The 19,497-nt window shown below is 34.7% G+C and carries 22 protein-coding genes, 1 tRNA gene and 1 pseudogene; 14 read left to right on the top strand and 10 right to left on the bottom strand.

Annotated features, from left to right (window positions below; genetic code table 11):
- Positions 1 to 74 precede the first annotated feature (74 nt).
- Genes rpsB through ACICPZ_RS05875 form a run of 7 tightly spaced genes read left to right on the top strand, consistent with a single transcriptional unit; the run spans position 75 to position 4,670 of the window.
- Positions 75 to 923, top strand: a complete 849-nt coding sequence (gene rpsB / locus ACICPZ_RS05905; protein WP_010962661.1) for a 30S ribosomal protein S2 — start codon at positions 75 to 77, stop codon at positions 921 to 923.
- Positions 904 to 1,764: a translation elongation factor Ts gene (gene tsf / locus ACICPZ_RS05900; protein WP_070356839.1), complete on the top strand. Its 861-nt coding sequence runs from the start codon at positions 904 to 906 to the stop codon at positions 1,762 to 1,764. Before rpsB ends, tsf begins: the two co-directional genes overlap by 20 nt.
- A 16-nt stretch (positions 1,765 to 1,780) precedes the next feature.
- Complete coding sequence (gene pyrH / locus ACICPZ_RS05895) at positions 1,781 to 2,518, top strand: UMP kinase (RefSeq protein ID WP_369800793.1); 738 nt, start codon at positions 1,781 to 1,783, stop codon at positions 2,516 to 2,518.
- Positions 2,519 to 2,525: 7 nt separating this feature from the next.
- Complete coding sequence (gene frr, locus ACICPZ_RS05890; protein ID WP_264329672.1) at positions 2,526 to 3,083, top strand: ribosome recycling factor; 558 nt, start codon at positions 2,526 to 2,528, stop codon at positions 3,081 to 3,083.
- A gap of 5 nt (positions 3,084 to 3,088) precedes the next feature.
- On the top strand, positions 3,089 to 3,352 hold the full coding sequence (locus tag ACICPZ_RS06555; protein WP_010962657.1) for a hypothetical protein: 264 nt from the start codon (positions 3,089 to 3,091) through the stop codon (positions 3,350 to 3,352).
- Positions 3,353 to 3,358: 6 nt separating this feature from the next.
- The gene (gene uppS / locus ACICPZ_RS05880; protein ID WP_006279327.1) at positions 3,359 to 4,054 is read left to right on the top strand and encodes a polyprenyl diphosphate synthase; all 696 of its coding nucleotides are present in this window, start codon (positions 3,359 to 3,361) and stop codon (positions 4,052 to 4,054) included.
- Positions 4,044 to 4,670, top strand: coding sequence for a phosphatidate cytidylyltransferase (locus ACICPZ_RS05875; protein ID WP_077188153.1), 627 nt, complete (start codon positions 4,044 to 4,046; stop codon positions 4,668 to 4,670). The genes uppS and ACICPZ_RS05875 overlap by 11 nt, the downstream gene beginning before the upstream one ends.
- 16 nt (positions 4,671 to 4,686) lie before the next feature.
- Here ACICPZ_RS05875 and ACICPZ_RS05870 read toward each other — a convergent pair whose 3' ends face one another.
- Complete coding sequence (locus ACICPZ_RS05870) at positions 4,687 to 4,878, bottom strand: zinc-finger domain-containing protein (protein ID WP_006279326.1); 192 nt, start codon at positions 4,876 to 4,878, stop codon at positions 4,687 to 4,689.
- A gap of 68 nt (positions 4,879 to 4,946) precedes the next feature.
- Positions 4,947 to 5,453, bottom strand: coding sequence for a pantetheine-phosphate adenylyltransferase (gene coaD, locus ACICPZ_RS05865; RefSeq protein ID WP_006279325.1), 507 nt, complete (start codon positions 5,451 to 5,453; stop codon positions 4,947 to 4,949).
- Positions 5,454 to 5,532: 79 nt separating this feature from the next.
- On the opposite strand from coaD, the gene ACICPZ_RS05860 reads away from it, so the two are divergent.
- From ACICPZ_RS05860 to ACICPZ_RS05850, 3 genes and pseudogenes are all read left to right on the top strand, one after another.
- Positions 5,533 to 5,605 (top strand) — tRNA-Phe (locus ACICPZ_RS05860).
- 218 nt (positions 5,606 to 5,823) lie between these two features.
- A complete protein-coding gene (locus ACICPZ_RS05855) occupies positions 5,824 to 6,687 on the top strand; it encodes a gamma-glutamyl-gamma-aminobutyrate hydrolase family protein (protein ID WP_264374161.1) in 864 nt (287 codons plus the stop codon).
- Positions 6,688 to 6,908: 221 nt separating this feature from the next.
- Positions 6,909 to 7,287 (top strand): annotated as a pseudogene (locus ACICPZ_RS05850) (IS4 family transposase); the annotation flags it as partial.
- Between the two features lie 89 nt (positions 7,288 to 7,376).
- Here ACICPZ_RS05850 and ACICPZ_RS05845 read toward each other — a convergent pair.
- The 4 genes from ACICPZ_RS05845 to ACICPZ_RS05830 all read right to left on the bottom strand — a co-directional run bounded on the left by ACICPZ_RS05845 (position 7,377) and on the right by ACICPZ_RS05830 (position 8,452).
- Positions 7,377 to 7,541, bottom strand: a complete 165-nt coding sequence (locus tag ACICPZ_RS05845) for an IS3 family transposase (protein WP_264329637.1) — start codon at positions 7,539 to 7,541, stop codon at positions 7,377 to 7,379.
- Complete coding sequence (locus tag ACICPZ_RS05840) at positions 7,531 to 7,743, bottom strand: DDE-type integrase/transposase/recombinase (RefSeq protein ID WP_264329769.1); 213 nt, start codon at positions 7,741 to 7,743, stop codon at positions 7,531 to 7,533. The genes ACICPZ_RS05845 and ACICPZ_RS05840 overlap by 11 nt, the downstream gene beginning before the upstream one ends.
- A complete protein-coding gene (locus tag ACICPZ_RS05835; RefSeq protein WP_264329863.1) occupies positions 7,676 to 8,062 on the bottom strand; it encodes an IS3 family transposase in 387 nt (128 codons plus the stop codon). The genes ACICPZ_RS05840 and ACICPZ_RS05835 overlap by 68 nt, the downstream gene beginning before the upstream one ends.
- 126 nt (positions 8,063 to 8,188) lie before the next feature.
- Positions 8,189 to 8,452 (bottom strand): transposase, encoded by a 264-nt coding sequence (locus tag ACICPZ_RS05830; RefSeq protein ID WP_264373839.1) that lies wholly within the window; start codon positions 8,450 to 8,452, stop codon positions 8,189 to 8,191.
- An 85-nt stretch (positions 8,453 to 8,537) separates the two neighbouring features.
- On the opposite strand from ACICPZ_RS05830, the gene ACICPZ_RS05825 reads away from it, so the two are divergent.
- Positions 8,538 to 9,131 (top strand): hypothetical protein, encoded by a 594-nt coding sequence (locus ACICPZ_RS05825; RefSeq protein WP_244226866.1) that lies wholly within the window; start codon positions 8,538 to 8,540, stop codon positions 9,129 to 9,131.
- A gap of 180 nt (positions 9,132 to 9,311) precedes the next feature.
- Here ACICPZ_RS05825 and gatA read toward each other — a convergent pair whose 3' ends face one another.
- Positions 9,312 to 10,781, bottom strand: a complete 1,470-nt coding sequence (gene gatA / locus ACICPZ_RS05820; protein WP_010962643.1) for an Asp-tRNA(Asn)/Glu-tRNA(Gln) amidotransferase subunit GatA — start codon at positions 10,779 to 10,781, stop codon at positions 9,312 to 9,314.
- 389 nt (positions 10,782 to 11,170) lie between these two features.
- Here gatA and mtaB point away from each other — a divergent pair, with 389 nt between their 5' ends.
- Together mtaB and ACICPZ_RS05810 are read left to right on the top strand one after the other, a co-directional pair.
- The gene (gene mtaB / locus ACICPZ_RS05815) at positions 11,171 to 12,397 is read left to right on the top strand and encodes a tRNA (N(6)-L-threonylcarbamoyladenosine(37)-C(2))-methylthiotransferase MtaB (RefSeq protein ID WP_010082135.1); all 1,227 of its coding nucleotides are present in this window, start codon (positions 11,171 to 11,173) and stop codon (positions 12,395 to 12,397) included.
- Positions 12,398 to 12,463: 66 nt separating this feature from the next.
- Positions 12,464 to 13,375: an outer membrane protein gene (locus ACICPZ_RS05810; protein WP_070357048.1), complete on the top strand. Its 912-nt coding sequence runs from the start codon at positions 12,464 to 12,466 to the stop codon at positions 13,373 to 13,375.
- Between the two features lie 7 nt (positions 13,376 to 13,382).
- Here the strand turns inward: ACICPZ_RS05810 and ACICPZ_RS05805 are convergent, their stop codons facing one another.
- From ACICPZ_RS05805 to ACICPZ_RS05795, 3 genes are all read right to left on the bottom strand, one after another.
- A complete protein-coding gene (locus tag ACICPZ_RS05805) occupies positions 13,383 to 14,870 on the bottom strand; it encodes a type II secretion system protein GspD (protein ID WP_015588942.1) in 1,488 nt (495 codons plus the stop codon).
- Between the two features lie 134 nt (positions 14,871 to 15,004).
- On the bottom strand, positions 15,005 to 16,369 hold the full coding sequence (locus tag ACICPZ_RS05800; RefSeq protein WP_264373838.1) for an ankyrin repeat domain-containing protein: 1,365 nt from the start codon (positions 16,367 to 16,369) through the stop codon (positions 15,005 to 15,007).
- A gap of 930 nt (positions 16,370 to 17,299) precedes the next feature.
- Positions 17,300 to 17,974, bottom strand: a complete 675-nt coding sequence (locus tag ACICPZ_RS05795) for a septal ring lytic transglycosylase RlpA family protein (protein ID WP_010082236.1) — start codon at positions 17,972 to 17,974, stop codon at positions 17,300 to 17,302.
- Between the two features lie 26 nt (positions 17,975 to 18,000).
- On the opposite strand from ACICPZ_RS05795, the gene murC reads away from it, so the two are divergent.
- Positions 18,001 to 19,497, top strand: a complete 1,497-nt coding sequence (gene murC, locus ACICPZ_RS05790) for a UDP-N-acetylmuramate--L-alanine ligase (RefSeq protein ID WP_038250394.1) — start codon at positions 18,001 to 18,003, stop codon at positions 19,495 to 19,497.

Raw genomic sequence — 19,497 nt, 5'->3', positions numbered from 1 at the left:
TTTCACACATGGCTTGTACAAGTAGTCCCATTAGGGTTATGCCATGGAAGATAAACTATTTGGAGGAATGATATATGACAAATTTGCCTAAAGTCACTGTGCGTGATTTAGCTGAATCTGGTGTACATTTTGGTCACAAAATTAGTCGCTGGAACGCAAAAATGGCTCCATACATATATGGAGTGCATCAAGAAAATCGTATACATATAATTGATTTGCGAAAAACACTACCATTGCTACAGGTGGCCATGAAGGCTTTATATGACGTTGCATTTCAAGGTGGTCGCATTCTATTTGTTGGTACAAAGTTTCAAGCTTTTGATATTATTGCAAGTGAAGCGATTCGTTGTGGTCAATATTATGTGAATCATCGTTGGCTTGGTGGTATGCTTACTAATTGGGGCACTGTTTCTTCTTCGATAAAAACCTTGATGCAATATGAGAAAATATTAAATGACGAGGATAGCATTTTAACAAAGAAAGAATTGGGAAACATTGAAAAGAAAAAGCAAAAGCTTGATAAGGCGCTTGGCGGTATTAGAGAAATGGGAGCAATTCCTGATATCTTATTCATCATTGATACTAATAAAGAGCATATAGCGGTTAAGGAGGCTAAGAAGTTAGGAATTCCAATAGTTGCAATACTTGATACTAATTCTGATCCAGATGGTATTACTTATCTAATACCTGGAAATGATGACTCAAGAAAATCAATAGAGCTCTATTGTAAATTAGCTACCGACTCTATATTAGCTGGAATAGAGTCTAGTCTAGCAAAATCTGGAGTTAAGATTGATGATATAAGGGGTGATGAGTTTATTCAAGAAAAAGAAGATGGTATTGTGCAAACTAAAAGGAGACGTAGTAAAGTTTACAAAGAAGAAGAAAGGGAGGTAGTAACAAATGAAGATGAATCCAGATGATATAAGAGAATTACGTGATAGAACAGGGCTTGGCTTAAGTGACTGTAAAAAAGCATTAGAAGAATGTGATGGTGACATTAAGAAAGCCGTTGATAAGTTACGTACAATAGGTCTTGCTAAAGCTGACAAAAAATCTGATAGAGTAGCTTCAGATGGGCTCGTTGCTATGTGTTTGACTGAAAATTGTGGTGTATTGATTGAACTCAATTGCGAAACCGATTTTGTCGCAAGGAATGAGAAATTTATAGAGTTAGTTTTAAATTTAGCATCAATTGCTCATCAAGAACGCTGTACTAGCGTTGATGAGTTAAAAAATGCCAAGTATGAAAGCATTGGCACAGTGCAGGAAGCTATTATGAATGGTACGTCAGTTCTTGGTGAGAAGCTAGAGTTAAGCAAGCTTTGTTACTTAGAAGCTAAGGATGGAGTTATTGCTGGCTACGTACATGGTGATGTGTGTGGCTTAGGTAAGATTGGTGCTTTAATTGCATTGCAATCATCTGGTGATAAGGCGAAGCTACAAGAGATTGGGAAACAAATAGCTATGCATGTAGTTGCTATGAAGCCTGAAGCTTTGTCTATAGATGATTTAGATCAAATGAAGTTGAACAACGAACGTTCTATAATTGAAGAGCAAGTGAGGAGCTTAAATAAACCTGAAGAAGTAGCAAAAAAAATAGTAGATGGACGAATGGCTAAGTACTATGAAGAAGTTGTTTTACTGGAGCAAAAATTTATAAAGGATGATAAGATGAAGATTTCTGATTTTATAAAATCAAGCGAGTTGAGTGCTGTTAAACTCTCTAATTACAAGTTACTTGTTTTGGGTGATGCAGATTAAATAGCAAAAAATGTTTATTTCAACAAATGAAAAAAGCGAAATAAAATATTCCAGGGTGTTATTTAAAATCTCTGGTGAGGCTTTGATGGGATCAAAGCAATTTGGTCACGATATGGAGACTATAGGTGAGTTATCTAAAGGCATAGTTGAAGTTTGTAATCTTGGAGTTCAGGTATGTATTGTTGTTGGTGGTGGTAATATCTTTCGTGGCACATCTGCGTCTTTAAGTGGTTGTGAAAGAGCAAGCAGTGATTATATTGGAATGCTTGCAACTATAATCAATGCTTTAATTTTACAAAACTTTTTAGAAAAAAATTTAGTAGCTTCTAGGGTATTATCTGCAATACCCATGGCCACTGTATGCGAACCTTACATCAGAAGGAAAGCTATTCGTCATTTAGAAAAAGGTAGAGTGGTAATTTTTGCAGCAGGCACAGGCAACCCATTTTTTACTACAGATACAGCTGCAGCCTTACGTGCTGTTGAAATGAATTGTGATGTTATTCTAAAGGGTACGCAAGTAAATGGTGTATACTCCGCTGATCCGAAAAAAAATGAGGATGCTGTAATGTATGATAGGCTTTCTTACACGGATTTATTGACTCGTGATTTAAAAGTTATGGATGCATCAGCAATTTCACTTGCTCGTGAGAATTCTATTCCAATTATAGTTTTTTCTTTGAAGGGAGAAAAAATAGTCAATATTATTAAGGGTCAAGGTACTTATACTATAGTTTCAGATTGTAAACAGTAGGTAATTTATGTTAAATGAAATAAAAGCTCAAACAAAAGAAAGAATGCTAAAAACTATTCAGTCCTTTCATGATGATATTAAAGGCGTACGCACTGGTAGAGCTAGTGCATCTTTGCTTGATGGTATAGTTGTAAACATCTATGGTGGGCATCAAAAGTTAAATCAAGTTGCAGGCGTTTCGGTTATAGATAACAAAACCCTATCAATTAAAGTTTGGGACATTAGTGTTGTAGGTGAAGTGAAAAACGCTATATTAAATGCTAACCTGAATTTAAATCCTGTTGTCGAGGGTAGCACCATACGTATAGCTCTTCCGGACTTGACACAAGAAACCCGTGAAAAATTAGTGAAATTATTGCATCAGTTTGCTGAAAATGCACGGATTGCCATTAGAAATATACGTAGAGATATTATGGAAGAAACAGAAAAAATGAAGGAAAATAAAGAAATCTCAGAAGATGATTTTCATGGTGCTAAGAAGGAAATACAAAATATTACTGATGATAATATAAAAAAGATTGATGGTGAATTGTCCATCAAAGAAAAGGATATACTGAATCACTAAATGATATGGAGAAAGCTTACATAGCAAATGATGTCATTCCAGTGTTTGACACTGGAATCCAGTCTTTACTATACAACTATCTGATGCACTTGTTTGAAATCAAATTTCCTGGATCCCAGTGTCGGAGCACTGGGATGACACCAATTTTGCATTCAAGTATCAACTATTGGTGTCACTACAGTAACTCTCTTCCTGTCATGCAAGTAGCTGACACCTTCCAGGTGTCCATTGAAATCCAAAAAATTTCACTCAAGTCAAAATTAGGTTAAATTTAAATGTTGAATCAAGAATCTTTACCGAAACATTTAGCAATTATTATGGATGGTAATGGTAGATGGGCGAACAATCAAGGAAGGGTAAAAATTGATGGTTATAAAAAGGGCAGTGAAGTTGCATACGATATTGCCAAGTATTGTACGGACTTAACTATACCCTACTTAACTTTGTATGCATTCTCTATGGAGAATTGGCTTAGACCTAAAAACGAAACTGACTGTCTATTTGATTTATTTTACTCCGTTTTAACTAATGAAGATAAAGTCAATTTCATTTACAATTGTAACATTAAGTTGAATTTTATTGGCAATTTAAGTCTGTTACCCAGTAAAATATTGGATCAAATTAAAAAAGCAGAAGAAATGACACATAAGAACGATGGTTTATTACTCACTGTGGCAGTCAGTTACGGAGCAAAGCAAGAAATTACACAAGCTATAAGCAATATTATAAAAGAAAATATTGCTTATGTATCAGAAGAGGAATTTGAAAAATTTCTATATACTAAAGATTTGCCAAAATTGGATTTATTAATTCGCACTGGTGGCGAAAAAAGGTTAAGCAACTTTTTATTATGGCAAGCAGCTTATGCTGAATTGTATTTTTGTGATACTTTATGGCCTGATTTTTCTTGTCAAGATTTGAGTAAAGCATTAGAAGATTATACAAAAAGAGAGAAAAAATATGGTAGATAATAATTTTATAATTAGAATGTTGTCCTCAATAGTAATATTATTCATATTTTCCTTTGCTACATATTTCAGTGATTTATCGTTTTACCTATTGATTTTTTCAATAGCAGTTTTATCTTCTTTTGAATGGTATAATCTAACCCAAGGAAATAAAATTTTATACGTTTTTGCATTATTATTGATTGCACTACCAAGCGCCTCATTAATATATTTATATAATCTACCACAAGGAAAATACGCATTAGTATGGTTCGTCTTAACCATTTGGGGAATTGACGTTACTGCCTACCTATTTGGTAAGAATTTTGGTGGAGCTAAAATTTGCCCAATTCTTAGCCCTGGAAAAACTTGGGCAGGACTTCTTGGTGCGATTTTAGCTGGAGTAGTGTGTACAATTTTTGGATCAATATTTTTTGGTCTATTTTCAATTTTTTATTCTCCAATCATTGGCCTTGCAATTGCTATTCTAGCGCAACTTGGCGATTTCACTGAGTCGCTTGTTAAAAGAGCTTACGGTGTTAAAGATAGTGGAAATATGATACCTGGCCATGGGGGAGTGCTCGACCGTATGGACAGTTTCATTTTTACTGCCCCTCTTATTGCTATTTACATAAGCTAAGTCTGCAGAAGTGCCATTAGAGCTCATCCCTAGTCAGCTCCCCAACCGCTTCTACAGTGCAGTCATGGACAAACGTCTTTTCACAATAAGGGCAGGCTATTTCCTCTTCTTCTCCCATATCTAAATATATTAATGGATGGCCGGAACCCTCATCATTCTCATCACCATGACAACAAACTTTTCTATTATTAACCCTCACTTTTGACATGCTGCTCCTTTAGCTTATAACATTTTATATATTGAATATACCCATTCAGAAATAAAAAACAACAAGCACTATTCTCCATTTTTTATCCTATTCAGGTTAATCAATTCGTTTTGAACACCTTTTGATACAAATTTGCTAACATCTTCTCCTAATCTTGCTATTTCCTTTACAAAGCTTGATGAGATAAATTGAGTATCTTCAGAAGCAGGAAGAAATATGGTTTCGATTTCAGGAAGAAGTTTATAATTTACCCAGCTCATTTGAAACTCGTAATCAAAATCCGATACTGCTCTTAATCCCCTAATAATAACAGAAGCATTCTGCTCTTTGGCAAACTTCACTAGCAACCCATTAAAAGATATAACATCTGCATCAATTCCTAGCCCTTTGATTTCATTTTCAGCCATGCTTGTGCGTAGCTTTGTGTCAAAGGCAGTATGCTTATTAACGTTTTCTGCAACTCCTATTATTAATTTATCGACTAGTTTACACGCTCTTTTGATTATGTCAAGATGCCCAAAAGTTATAGGGTCAAATGTGCCAGGGTAGATTCCTATTTTGTCATTAATGTTCATCCTTTATTTTTATAAACTACTTTAAAAACTTTTGATAGACATAATAACATTTTTTATCTAAAAATAAAAGTATACAGTTGGCCTGATAGCTCAGTTGGTAGAGCAAAGGACTGAAAATCCTTGTGTCGCTGGTTCGATTCCTGCTCAGGCCACCTTCTCTTTCTTGGCAAACTTGCCTTTTTGTTATAAAATACTCTATATCGTAATATAAATATTAGGGAGGCAAGTCATAGTATATAAATATTATAATAAACTATTTAATATCTTATTAATTATAGTTCTATTATTAAGCAATATTACTTATGCTGGCGTTAGTGAAAAACCGGCATCTCAACATGTAACCAGAAAAGAAGAACCAGCGTCAACTGTCTTGACGGCAGAAAATACAGTAAATAATGACATAGTTGTTGGTTTGTTGAAAACGGAAGAAGCACATGAGCTTGGGCTATCTCAAAATATCTACGAGATGTTTAATAACTTTGGAGTTAAAACCGTACTCATTGACTACAATAAAATAATTAACTTAAAAGAAATCCAAGAAAAGTCGCTTATCTTTGCAAAACAAGATGAAACATTGGCAAAGAAGCTAACATTAGACCGAATAAAAGTTGAAGTTGCAAAGTTTGTTAAAGAGCACAAAATAAATAGAATATTTATTCCGGATAATTTACACTCAGCACCCACTCCTTGTCGCCAGCTTGTTACTGAAGCAATTGTAAAAATAGTGGATGATAACCCTGCAATTCATTTACTTGGCATATGTGAAGGCATAATGAATGCAAAGGGAATTGAAGTAGTGAGTGTTGTGAGTGATGAAGAGAAACGAAGATCTCATTTAAAATCAGCACCTAATCCACAGAAAGAGGATGTACCTCTCCAGCAGATAAAGATCGTTCCAAATAGTCGTTTAGCAGAAGTAGTAGCCAAATTCCTAATACCTAATGAAAATGGCTGGTTTTCAACATATTTTCCAGATGCTCATTCAGGAGCAGTAGGTAATACACCAGAAAATAGAAGAAAATTGGAGTCACTTGGATATAAAGTTGCAGCATTTTCCAGTGAGGGGGTAATAGAGGCTATTGAAGATAAGCATGGTAATGTTCACTTTCAAAGTCATCCAGAAGCCCTTGTTGTGAAGTCAGATAAAAACCTCTATTTATCAAATCACAAGGAACGTCAAGTGTCTACACTAGTTGCTATAGCGATTATGAATGATTTTCTTTATCGTGCTTAATGGCTATAGCTTTAGGCTTACCGACGATTTGATAAACGATAGATTTGTCATGTATCCGTTCAGGCAATGGCGTCAACTTAAGGAAAAATATCAGCGATAGTGTATAAAATTTCTCTCCAAATTTTTTATCATTAAATTATCCAAAGAGTGCAAGGGACAGCACTTTTGTTTCTATTTTATTGCAACAAAAAAGTTTAAAATGTGTCTTTTTTAGGTGAGGCATGCAAAAAGGAAAAGATCTTATCTTACAAATTAAAAATGCAATATACTCGAAAACTTTTCAGAAAATCCATTGTGTTGAGTTTTACACGAACAAGAAAACTTCCTTTTTCGACAGTATTTTCTATGATTTTAAAGTTAGTTAAAAAAAGTTTGGGAATAGAATGTGAACTTATGGAGCCATTGACATGTACCCTCAAAGCAAGCTTTTTCTAAAGCAAGGTATAAGATTTGCCATACAGGCTTTCAAGAATTTAAGCATCCAAACAGCCTATCAGGATGAACCTGAGTTGGAGAGGCTATAGACTTATTGCAGCAGATGGTTCTGGTATGAGATTACCCAGCTCTGGGGAAATTGTATCCGAGTTTGAACCAAATGGAAACTGACCTTACCCAGAAAAAGTGGAGAGAAAGTTTGGAATGTTTTTCACAAAGAGAATGATGAATCAAAATGCTCAGGAATGCAATAGTTAATAGTGACGTTGTTTGTTATAAAAAATTTCTATGTATTCAAATATTGCAGTTCTAGTTTGTTGAGCAGAGTGTTGTGAAGTATCAATAAGTATTTCTCTTTTCAATGAGCTAAAGAAGCTTTCCACAACAGAATTGTCGTAACAACAACCTTTATAACTCATCTATGTTTTTTATGGATAAGAGATATTGATAACCTTGCGAAGTATATTGTGAACCTTGATCACTATGTAATAGTAGATTTTTGGCAGGTTTACGCTTGTTAACGGCCATTAATAAAGAGTCCATAACCAATTGTTTATTTATTGAACTGCTCATTGACCAGCCAACTACCATGCGTGAATATAGATCGATTATTGTTGCCAAATATAGCCATCCTTCTTTGGTTTTTATATAAGTAATCCCATACTTTATTTGGTTGATCGACAATAAAGTTTTGGTCTAATATATTGGGAGCTACGACTCTACTGTCCGTTTGTTGTTTCTTAATTTTAAATTTTCTTCTCAATATAGCCTGAATACCATTTTTCTGCATAATACTTTGCACTGTTTTTAAGTTGCAACTTTTACCCAAAGCCTTCAATTCAGCATGAATTTTAGGAGCTCCATATCTACATTTAGAAACTTGATATATTTTTTGAATAGCTGCGAGTAGCTCTTTATTTGCTGATTCTCTACTGCTTATTTTTCTTGTGGTCCACTTATAGTAGCCACTAGCAGAAAATCCTACATAATTCCTGTACTTTATAGCAGTTACTATGCTCTTTTATAAAAAAATATTTTACTCTTTTTGACTGGCCAGGGCTTTTTTTTAAATGTCTCTTTCCCTTGTTACTCTTGCTAACTCTCTTTGTAAATCAAACCTCTCTTTGTCGTAAGGAGCCATGTTACCTCTACCTGGAAATGCATCTGCTGCCAACTTTTTTTCGTTGTGTTTCTTTATCCATTTTCCTAATAAACCACCCTTTATTCCTAAATCCTTTGCTATTTTTGTAATTGTTTGACCTGCCTTTCTTTGTTCATTTGCCAGTTTAACAGCTTCCAATTTGAATTCTGCCGTATATTCTCTTGCCATTTCTAATCCTCCAAAATTTTATTTTACCCGAAAAAACTCCTTTCTTTCTCTCCACTTTTTCTGGGTAAGGTCAGTATGGGAAAAGGTGAAAGATGTACTAAAAAACCCAGAGATGATAAAAAAGGAATACCAACGTAGAGTATTAGAAAATAAAAATGATGAATCATCAGAGAAAAAGTTTGCAAGAAGAGAAAATCAAATAAAAGAAGGTATCGAAAAATTAATGGAAGATTATTATAGTCAAGAAAATGCAGGAGAGAAAGGATATATAAGCGAGGAAGAATTTAAACAGACAATGAGAAAAATGAAAGAACGCTTACAAGGGATAGAAGAAGAGAAAAAAAAGGTAGTTGATCAGAAGGCAGTAGAAAAAGGAATAAGTCTTATTATAAATAGCATAAAGAATTTTTATTCTAGTGTAAAATCGAACCTGGAACAGCTAGATTGGCAAACTAAGCGCGGCATTATTAAAGCATTAATAGGACAAATTAACATTGGTTGTGATCAGGTAGAAGTAGGATTTCAGATCGAAGAACCAGCACAGGATGGGGGAATTCTTAATTTGTATCATTGTACTACACATCATAATAAGGGGGTTGGCAAAATGTGTCAAGCAAGTTTTTTCGTTTCTATAAATCTGGATTTCAGCGTTATGCGCTGGAATGACAACGTGAGGTAAATTTTTCAACATCCCAAAATTACAGAATTCAGTCTGTTTAATTAAGTGTGAACTGTTACACGAAAATTTTGTAAACAGATTAATATACCCTGTTTTTGCTATTCATCTAAAAATGGAACCATAGAGTACGTTGAGGAGCGTAAGCAAATTTTAATGCAAAAATTACTATCAAAAAATAGATTATGCAAGAGGTCTAATTATTCTGCCGCAATTTTGCTCTATCACACTTGCCACATTTAATATTCCAGCTTCATCATAATAATTTCCAATCACTTGCAAGGCAAGTGGTAAACCCTCATTGGAGAGCCCAACAGGAACAGAAATAGCAGGCAATCCTGCCAGACTTGCCGGCACAGTAAACACATCATTGATGCACATAATTAGCGGATCTGGCTTTTCATTTAAGCCAAAAGCTTCTGTTGGAGCAGATGGCACAAGTATGTAATCTATTTTTTCAAACGCTTTTATAAAATCATTTCTGATTAATGCCCTGATACACTGTGCTTTTTCGTAATATTCATTGTAATGACCTGAGGAAAGCGCATAAGCGCCAATTAAAATTCTTCTTTTCACCTCTTTACCGAAACCTTCTGCTCTTGTTAGTGAATACATTTCTTCAAGGGTATCAGCATCAACCCTGAACCCATAACGCACACCGTCATAACGAGCAAGATTGGATGAAGTTTCAGCAGAACAAATTAAATAATAGACTGGTATTGCATATTTAGTATGTGGCAGAGTAACGTCAACAACTTCAGCGCCATTTTCTTTTAAATAGGAAGCAACTTTCTCCCAATTATGGACTATTTCCTCTGAAATTCCATCCATCCTATATTCTTTTGGTATACCAATACGCTTACCCTTGACATCACCATTTATAAAGCTAGAAAATTTAGGCACTGGCTTTTCGCTTGATATTGAATCTTTTGTATCATAGCCACAGATTGCTTCCAGCATTAATGCTGAATCAGAGACAGAACGAGTAATGACTCCTGCTTGATCTAGAGAACTCGCAAATGCAATCATACCAAAACGCGAGCATCTTCCATAAGTTGGCTTTATTCCAACCACTCCACAATAAGCTGCTGGTTGGCGCACAGATCCACCGGTGTCACTCCCTAGTGCTCCAGCGCATAAAAATCCAGCCACCGATGCTGCAGATCCACCAGATGATCCACCAGGAACGACTTTTTCCCCATCGCTTTTTCTAATCCACACATTTTCAACAGGGCCAAAATAGCTATTTGTGTTCGCAGAACCCATAGCAAATTCATCCATATTAAGCTTACCGAGCATGGCTGCTCCACTTTTTAAAAGCAAGTCAGACACCGTAGATTCGTAAGTCGGAACGAAATTTTCCAGCATTTTTGAGCATGCTGTTGTTTTTATTCCTTTTGTACAGAATAGATCTTTGATGCCAACTGGTACACCCATGAGCGGCGAGATTAAATCATCCTTTTGCCTAGAGAAATGTTCATCTGCAGCTTTAGCAGCTTTCATTGCTATCTCTGGGGTTTTTGTTATAAATGCATTTAATTTCTCATTTTCAACCGCACTGATGTGCGCCTCTACGAGTTCAACGGCAGAAAAACTCTTTTTTTTGAGCCCGTCATGCATTTGTGTAATACTTAACTTTCTTAGTTCATTCATCAATATTTAATTTTTAGCAAGACGTTAATTATAACATGGCACGATAAAAAATCCATACATTTATAGTTACAGCTAGAAATGTAGCTAAGGTAACTTAGATTCACCGACAATCGTCATCCCGCTACTTGTTAGCGGCTAAGAGATACCACAGCGGTATGACGTAGAAGCTATACTTTTATACTCACCAACTCAGTATCCAATCCGGATTGTATCTTAAAAAGGTCAAAAGACTATAATAAGCAAAGGAGTGATACTGTGTCTGAGTGAAAATCGTTGAGATCCCAGTGTCTGCTGCTTGCATAGCATTTATTTACAAAAAAATAGTCATGCAAGAGACTTTGCTTGGATATTTGATATAATTTAGGTCTATTAAAGCAAAAAATACTAACATGAATGAAGTGATAACATTTGGTTGTCGTCTAAATTTTTACGAGAGCGAGTTAATCAAAGAAGCATTAAAAAAAGCAAAGAGAGAAAATGTTGTTGTGGTGCATAGCTGTGCAGTGACAAACGAAGCAGAACGTCAGGTAAAGCAAAAGATACGTAAGATTTACAAAAATGATCCAAATAAAGAAATTATCGTAGTTGGTTGTGCTGTTCAGTTGGATCCAGAAGTTTACAGTAGCATTCCTGGTGTAAGTAAAGTGCTCGGTAATCAAGATAAGCTAAAAGCTGAAAATTACTTACTAAATGACGATAAAATCTTGGTCAGTGATAACCAAGTAGAACCTGTTCTAATTAATGGATTTGAAGATAAGTCAAGGGCATTTATTGAAATTCAAAATGGTTGTAATCATAGCTGCACATTTTGTTCAATTACTGAGGCAAGAGGGAATAATCGATCTGTGCCAATAAACAGTATTATAGAGCAAATCAGGATCTTTGTAGAAAATGGATATCAAGAAGTAGTGTTTACAGGGGTTGATATTACTGACTTTGGTACAGATTTGTTGGGTAAGCCATCACTTGGTTCAATGATTAGGAGAGTTTTAAAGGATATACCAGAGTTGAAGAGGCTAAGACTTTCCTCTATCGATGTTGCTGAAGTTGACGACGAATTAATGGATTTAATAGCTAATGAGTCAAGACTTATGCCTCATTTACATTTGAGTCTACAATCTGGTAATAATTTAATACTAAAGAGAATGAAGCGTCGTCACAACAGAGAACAAGTGATAGAATTTTGTCATAAAATGAAGAGCTTGAGGCCTAATATAGCATTTGGCGCTGATATTATTGCTGGATTTCCAACAGAAACTGATGAAATGTTTCAGGATACAGTTGATTTACTGAAAAAAACAAATATAGTTTACCTACATGCTTTTCCATATTCAGAGCGGAAAAATACACCTGCTGCACGAATGCCACAAGTACCAGAGAATGTGCGTAAAGAACGAGTAAAAAATTTAAGAGAAGTAAATAAAGAAATTATGAGCAGTTTTTGTCAATCCTTGATCAACACTAAGCAAAGTGTTCTGGTTGAGCAAAATAATGTCGGTAGAGCAGAAAATTTTGCATTAATAAAGCTTGAATCAAAAGCTCAAGCCAAGAGTATTGTGAAAGTTAATGTTAAAGGAGTGGAAAATAATTATCTAATTGGAAATATTTTTTCTTAATTTTTGTACATTGAAGAAATATACGATATAGTAATTATACTGTAAATGATAATTGTGAATTCATTTATGATAACTAGAATATCTATTACTTTATTTTTGATTTTCATTTCATGTGTCTATTTTTTTATTACTTATATTAGTAATGATACACACATTGAGCAAGTACAACCCTTAAAATTAGAAACAGACAATAATAAAAGTGTGATACGTTCTGAGGAGGTTACTGCAAAAGAAATACCAATAAAATATCAAGAACTTGAAAGTAGTCCACCTTCTGTTTTCCAAGTAGCTGATCAGAAAAATATGTGGTCACGTATTGCAGATCAAGCTGAGCCTACAAAAGAAAAATCAAAAAAACTTGATTTTTATGTTAGCGCTAACGGTGGTAAGGTATACCATGATAATTCAGAAATATTTGTAAAGGGTATACAAGAAATAGGAAAAAGAGTCCTAACTTTAGTTGAAAGTCATTATGGTTTTATAATAAAAAATATAGTGGCAGATGAAATTAAAAGTATACAGCAATTTGATGGTAAAATTGATTTCCAGTGGTTTAGCAGCATGTCTTTAGGTTACTATGCTGGAGAAAATGGTAAAATTGATTTTGAAGCCGCGTATTCTATAGCCAATATTGAAGATAGTAATTCTCCTCCGGTATTTGATAAATCAGCAAGTATATTTGCGTTTTTGTTAAACTTCTATTATAATCCCAGCGTTCAGGATACACAATTTGCTCCGTACATCGGTCTTGGTATAGGACCAACAGTTTTTAGATTAAAAAGGATTAATGGGTCACCCCAAAATTCAATGCCACTGAATGTTCCTTGGTTTGCTTATCAAATAAAACTTGGTGTTGATTATTCAATAATCCCAGAAATCAAAACCTTTCTCGGCTATCGTTACTTTAGCGTTCCGATACCTGTTGCAGATGACATATCTACTCACAATATTGAAGTTGGTTTGATATTTAATTTTTAGTGATAATTTAATATATATATAAATTCTTATCTTTTCTATCTAACAAACCAAATGTTGGTACGATTGTTGCTTTTAAAAAAATGACAGTTTCTACTGTTCTAATATTATTCGCTAGCCTTTTTGATTTCTGATGCAATAAGCTTTGCTTATCTTCTCTATGTTCTATAAGCCCGCCGATTACCATAATTTCACCGCTCTTAATTTTTAACATAGAGTTCATTTCTCTGATTTCAACAATTGGAATGTCGCTATTTAATTTCATTTTACTCTGCTGTGCGACGTACTCTATATCTGGATCTTTAGTGTAGCCGTTAATTCTTGATAAAGTTGGATGTATATCCATGAATATTTCACTAGTATCAATGTTAATGCTTGGGTGGATTATTAGCACAACACCTATTGGGACGCTATTCATCTTGGTAATTAAGGTCTGATTAGAGTTTCTAGTATCTTTTTGTATATCGGAGGTAAAATAAATATGGTTTTTAGTAAATGAAATCATCGCTTGCTGATTATTTATAGCATGTACTCTGGGGCTTGAAATTACAGTTGAAGTGCCAAATTTGTCTAAATTTTTTACTAAATCTCCTAGATCATTTGCACCAAAGTTCATTGCTAGGTTAATAATGGAGTTATCTTGATTTATTATAGACTTAGTTCCATCTTGTAAGTCATTTAAGTTCATACCAGAAAGGTATTTGTCATCTAGCACAACTTCAACTATTTTTGCCTCTATCATTACTTGAGAAGACGCTAACTTCTTAACCTTATTAATATATTCTTCAACAGCTTTGTGGATATCTTTTCTAGCATTCAAAATAATAACACCAGCTTCTCTGTTGGATGAAAGGAATTCGCCATCATCCACCCCGTTAACATCCATTATTGCATTCAAGCCTTTTTCTAATGAATTCCATAAGTCACTACTGTATTGAGACTTCATAACATTGTTATAGTCCCTATCAACGTTACTTCCATCACTGTTAGTAATATTGTTATTAATGACGAAACTGCTTTGAGCAGAATGTTGAATATTGATGAAGTCTACGTAATAATTTTGTGCGTATGGCAAGTCCTGCTCAATTCTAATTACACCATTACTTGTTGAGTAACGCAGTTTGGCGCTATTTGCTATACTCTGAATTACTTCGTTTATATCCTTATCTTTTAGCTTTAAAATAATATTACCTGATATTTTTGGGTCCATATCCAAGTTAACGTCAGAAAGTTTTCCTATCTCAATCAGCAAATCCTTTACTGATACTTCTTCACTAACATTAATAGAAATAAGCTGATTACTGATTGTGAGATCGGGAAACTCTATTGGTAAAGGCATAATTTCTGGTATTGCCGGTTCATTAATCTCCAAAGAGGTGTTATATTGTTGCAACGGATAATCGTGCTTATAATTGTCTATGTTAATAGGATATTGCTTGGTAGGTAGATGTGTGCAAGAAATAATGAAGAGGAGTATTAAGCATTTAAAAATAGCCATTAGAACAGCATACAAAATCTATACTAATAGATTTCTATAAAAATATTAAAAATGTATTTAATCTCATTTTCATCGAGCAGATAATTGTCGTGTATTAGCTTTGGCTATGTATTTTTTGTATACTCTTCTTGTACTTAAATGTAGACCAGCATAGCCCTAATTTTTTTATATATTGTACTTCTTTCTCTGTATTTAATAATAGGCTTGAAAATAAATGGTAAGCCTATAATTGTTAAGCTTAGAGCTAGGGTTGAAAGTATACAACAGGCTTTGTGTTTACTATGTAGCTCTTTCAGATAAAGCATCAAAAATCTACAAAATTTTTTGTAATTTTCTTCGATGTTTTTTTTGCTATGAGCCTTGCTAATGAACATATCTATTGCGGTATGACCGTTATTGCACTTAATGTTAAGGTCTGCACCTTTTTCTGTTAACAACTGAGCTATATCAAAATAATCCTTTTGAACAGCAAGATGTAGAGGTGCAAAACCTTGTTGCTCACAAATGTTCATATTGGCTCTAACTTCCAATAACATTTTCACAATTTGTGTATGGCCTTTTTTAACTGCGAGTAGCAAGGGAGTTCTGTTACATTTAGTAACAGCATTAACGTTTACCTTAAGCTTCAATAAGAGCTTAACTGTTTTAGTGTTACCATTATGGCTAGCTTTATGCAGCCTGGCGTTGCCATTAAAATCTTGATCATTTGCATCTATTCCTTTTGATACAAGAAATGTTACCATTTTTCTATTATTATGCTCAATAGCGCAATCTAATGCATCAAAACCATGGTTATTTTTTGTGCAAAAAAACTCTTTAAGTTTAATTTTATCGTTACTTGCTTGCTGTTTTTTTGCAATAAGCTTTACTATTTGCATTTTGTTGTTATACGCTGCTAGGAAAAGCGTAGTGTTATTTTCTGCATCTTTGGCTTCTATATTTGCACCTTTCTTTATCAGATATTCTATAATTTCTGCTCTGCTATCATAATGTGCGGTGCATTGATAAATGGTTAAAAACAAAGGAGTACGAAAATTGTTATCTTCACATTCGAGATTTGCTCCGCTATCAATTAAAATTTGGACGCTTTTTTTAGAACCGTATAGTGAAGCTATATGAAGAGGAGTATAGCCCTCTTTGGCATCTTTTTCATTAATTTTTGCGCCTTTTGTTATCAAAAAATCTATTAATTCCGTGTCATCTTGTAGTGCAGCAAGGTGCAGTGGAGTGAATCCATTTTTATCCTTGGAATTAATTGTCAGTTGGTTAACAAAAAGTTTAGCAACTTTCTTGTGTCCATGCATAATGGCGTAATGCAGAGGGTTTCTATTTTCGTTGTCTACGACATTGAAATCAGCTTCGTGCTCTAGTAATGACTTTACTCCAACTAAATCGCCTTCTTTTGTGAACTTATGCAAGAGAGTGATTCCACTTGCATCTTTTGAGTTAATATCAAATCCATTTTCTACTAATTGGTTTATATCTTCCTCACGCGCCATATCACTTAAATCTCTAATTAAACTCTTTTCGCGTTAATAATACTCCTACTTGATTAAGTTTAAATGAATCTGTGAGAAATGGCTAGTGCATTCTTGCATAACAAACTTTTGGCAGCGCATTGGATGAAACGAAAAACTTACTTGACAAACTCCGCCAGCCCTCTTATCATGAAACTGAAGCTATTTATTTATCTTCGCAATCTCTGCAGTGGATTAATGACAAAAAACTTAATGTATTTGGCGTAAATCATGCTTAATTTTTTGCACTATGTGCACCTCATGTCTTTATAAAACTTTTAGGTTTCTACCTATACAAGCCGAAACGCGCTTATAAAGTGTTTAAGACAGTAAAAGACGTCAAATAGACAAGGGAGAATTTGAATACTAGCTACCCTAGGGTTTCTTTGCCTTTTTTTTTATTTGGTAAATTTCTTAACATTTATAGCTAAACGACAACTGTCATTCCTGTAAAGGTCAAGTATCCCGCTACTTGTTAGCGGGATCTAGAGATACCGTGACGGTATGACGTAGGATTGCTGTCATTCTGCTACTTGTTAGCGGCTGAGATACCGCGAATGAATCGCGGTATGACGGTTCGCGGTGGCATGACGATAAGCTCGTCATCCCGCTACTTGTTAGCGGCTGAGATACCGCGAATGAATCGCGGTATGACGGTTAGCGGCGGCATGACGTAGGATTGCTGTCATTTCGCTACTTGTTAGCGGCTGAGATACCGCGAATAAATCGCGGTATGACGGTTAGCGGTGGCGTGACGATAAGCTCGTCATTCCGCTACGTGTTAGCGGCTAAGAGATATCGCGGTGGTATAGCTATAAATTGTTGATATCTTTTTTATATCACATTTTTAACTTACAATAGTTAGCCAGCGTTCCTTACATTAACCAAATCTTTCAAATTCTGCACTCACCACTACCTATAACTCACTTTCACGCAATATTGATCGTTCTTAAAAAGCAATCTAACATTTTTTATTCCTTGATTGCGAAGCTTTGATGCAGCTGATTTAGCAGCCTGAGCACTTTTAAAAAATGCAACATATCCCTTACTTTCTGCACTGTCTTGTTTCGGATGACGTTTCTGCATTTCTTTTTCATATTGCTTTCTGTAATGAGGAGTATTTTGTATCAATTGTTCTGACATCTTTCTTAGGTATTGAACTTTTACTTTTGCAAGCCCAGATTTATGAAATCCTAAGACTTGAGCTGCTTTTTCTGATAAGTCTATTATTCTGCCTTCAATAAATGGTCCTCTATCGTTAACCCTTGTAACAAGCTTTCTTCCATTTTCTAAATTAGTGACAAGAACAAAGCAGGGTAAGGGCAAAGTCTTATGCGCTGCAGAGATCAAGTGACGGTTAAACGCTTCACCATTTGCTGTAAGTGTGCCATGATCTTCTATTCCATACCACGATGCTATCCCTATCTCTTCATAGTGCTTACAGTTTTTTGGATAATAAGTTATACCATTTATTGTGTAGCTGCTGCCAATTTTATAATGACCTGCAGTGCAGTTAAACCTGTTGCTAAAACTGCAGCTACTTATCAAAACAAATATTAGACATAGAAAGGTTAGGTTTTTTATCATTGTATTCGGTAAGAGGGTTCGATACTATGAGGATTTTAAATTATACTATAATAAATTTAGTAATGAGTAAACATCTACTGCTAAATATTAACAAAACTCAAAAAGGAATAATACATATTATTGGTATAGGTGGAATCGGAATGAGTGCCATTGCTGAAATTCTTCACAATTCCAATTGCAAAGTTCAAGGCAGTGATGCACAATCAAACGACAATATAAATAAGTTACAAAAGCTAGGTATAGAGGTTTTTATTGGTCACAATGCTAATAATATAAGCCAAGCTCAAATAGTTGTACATTCTTCTGCAATAGAATCTGATAATGTGGAGTTAATTGCGGCAAAAAATAACAATAAAACCGTTTTGCATAGATCAGACATACTTGCTGAAATTATGAAAGGTAAATATGTGATAGCGGTTTCAGGTTCAAGCGGAAAGACAACAACAACCGCTATGATTGCTTCCATTTTTGATCATTCTGGCATTGATGCGACTGTAACTGTAGGAGGGATATTAAATTCCTATAAGAGCAACTTCAAACTTGGAGGGAGTGACACTTTTCTGATCGAGGCTGATGAGTCTGATGGAACTATGCTAAAAATCCCTGCAAAGATTGCTGTCATAACAAGTATCAACAATGACCACATAGATTATTACGGCACATTTGATAATATCAAAAATGCATTTTCCCAATTCGTGAATAATGCAGGTTCTGCAGTTTTACCTGATTCTGTAGACATCGATTATGATGCGGGTAATTCTATAACGTTTGGGTTTGAGAATGGTAGCATAAGAGCCAGCAACATTAAACAGCATGCTAACAGCATAGAATTTGATGTGTTGAACAACTGGATTCCAGCATTACGTGCTGGAATGACAAAAGGAAAGTGTACAGAGATGTCATCCCAGTGCGTGACACTGGGATCCAGCCCTTTAAAAAACATAGTACTATCAAATGCAATTGGAATTCACAAAGTAAGCAACGCCCTAGCTGCAATATCAGTTGCGATAAAGCTCGGAATTAGCGATGCAGATATTAAAAAAGGCCTTTTGGAATTTCAAGGAGTAGCAAGAAGATTCTCTTTGATTGCCGATATTAAAGGTGTTAAGTTAATTGAGGATTATGCCCATCATCCAAATGAAATATATGCAACTTTAACGGCTGCACGTTCGATTACTAAAGGAAAAGTAATAGGAATTATCGAACCACTTCGTTTTGCCCGCATTCGTAATTTTTTTGATGAATTCATACGAATTTTCATGATGTTTGATTATGTCATCCTCACTCCTGTTCATCCCCCAGAAGACAAGCCTATTCCTGGTTGTGGGATTGATGATATACAAAAAGCTTTAATCAGTAATGGATTTAATAACACAAAAATTATGAATGATGCTTTGCTCATTTCACATTTTATTAGTGATTCGACAAGTCCAAGTGATATAGTATTATTTATTGGTGCTGGTAGTAATATAGCTAAATTGGCAAAGGAAACTGCAGCACTTATTGCGGAAGTTAAGGTTTAA

The organism is Wolbachia endosymbiont (group A) of Melitta haemorrhoidalis (assembly GCF_964273365.1).
Lineage (GTDB): Bacteria > Pseudomonadota > Alphaproteobacteria > Rickettsiales > Anaplasmataceae > Wolbachia > Wolbachia pipientis.
The sequence above is the reverse complement of the archived record's forward strand: the minus strand, read 5'-3'. Positions and strand labels throughout refer to the sequence as shown.

What these genes read in the sequence shown, in the direction of transcription:
- rpsB (WP_010962661.1), top strand. Translation starts at nt 75, where the DNA reads ATGACAAATTTGCCTAAAGTCACTGTGCGTGATTTAGCTGAATCTGGT.
- uppS (WP_006279327.1), top strand. Translation starts at nt 3,359, where the DNA reads ATGTTGAATCAAGAATCTTTACCGAAACATTTAGCAATTATTATGGAT.
- ACICPZ_RS05875 (WP_077188153.1), top strand. Translation starts at nt 4,044, where the DNA reads ATGGTAGATAATAATTTTATAATTAGAATGTTGTCCTCAATAGTAATA.
- ACICPZ_RS06555 (WP_010962657.1), top strand. Translation starts at nt 3,089, where the DNA reads ATGGAGAAAGCTTACATAGCAAATGATGTCATTCCAGTGTTTGACACT.
- tsf (WP_070356839.1), top strand. Translation starts at nt 904, where the DNA reads ATGAAGATGAATCCAGATGATATAAGAGAATTACGTGATAGAACAGGG.
- ACICPZ_RS05830 (WP_264373839.1), bottom strand. Translation starts at nt 8,452, where the DNA reads ATGGCAAGAGAATATACGGCAGAATTCAAATTGGAAGCTGTTAAACTG.
- ACICPZ_RS05845 (WP_264329637.1), bottom strand. Translation starts at nt 7,541, where the DNA reads ATGAGTTATAAAGGTTGTTGTTACGACAATTCTGTTGTGGAAAGCTTC.
- ACICPZ_RS05795 (WP_010082236.1), bottom strand. Translation starts at nt 17,974, where the DNA reads ATGATAAAAAACCTAACCTTTCTATGTCTAATATTTGTTTTGATAAGT.
- ACICPZ_RS05805 (WP_015588942.1), bottom strand. Translation starts at nt 14,870, where the DNA reads ATGGCTATTTTTAAATGCTTAATACTCCTCTTCATTATTTCTTGCACA.
- coaD (WP_006279325.1), bottom strand. Translation starts at nt 5,453, where the DNA reads ATGAACATTAATGACAAAATAGGAATCTACCCTGGCACATTTGACCCT.
- mtaB (WP_010082135.1), top strand. Translation starts at nt 11,171, where the DNA reads ATGAATGAAGTGATAACATTTGGTTGTCGTCTAAATTTTTACGAGAGC.
- ACICPZ_RS05800 (WP_264373838.1), bottom strand. Translation starts at nt 16,369, where the DNA reads ATGGCGCGTGAGGAAGATATAAACCAATTAGTAGAAAATGGATTTGAT.
- ACICPZ_RS05870 (WP_006279326.1), bottom strand. Translation starts at nt 4,878, where the DNA reads ATGTCAAAAGTGAGGGTTAATAATAGAAAAGTTTGTTGTCATGGTGAT.
- ACICPZ_RS05810 (WP_070357048.1), top strand. Translation starts at nt 12,464, where the DNA reads ATGATAACTAGAATATCTATTACTTTATTTTTGATTTTCATTTCATGT.
- gatA (WP_010962643.1), bottom strand. Translation starts at nt 10,781, where the DNA reads ATGAATGAACTAAGAAAGTTAAGTATTACACAAATGCATGACGGGCTC.
- murC (WP_038250394.1), top strand. Translation starts at nt 18,001, where the DNA reads ATGAGGATTTTAAATTATACTATAATAAATTTAGTAATGAGTAAACAT.
- frr (WP_264329672.1), top strand. Translation starts at nt 2,526, where the DNA reads ATGTTAAATGAAATAAAAGCTCAAACAAAAGAAAGAATGCTAAAAACT.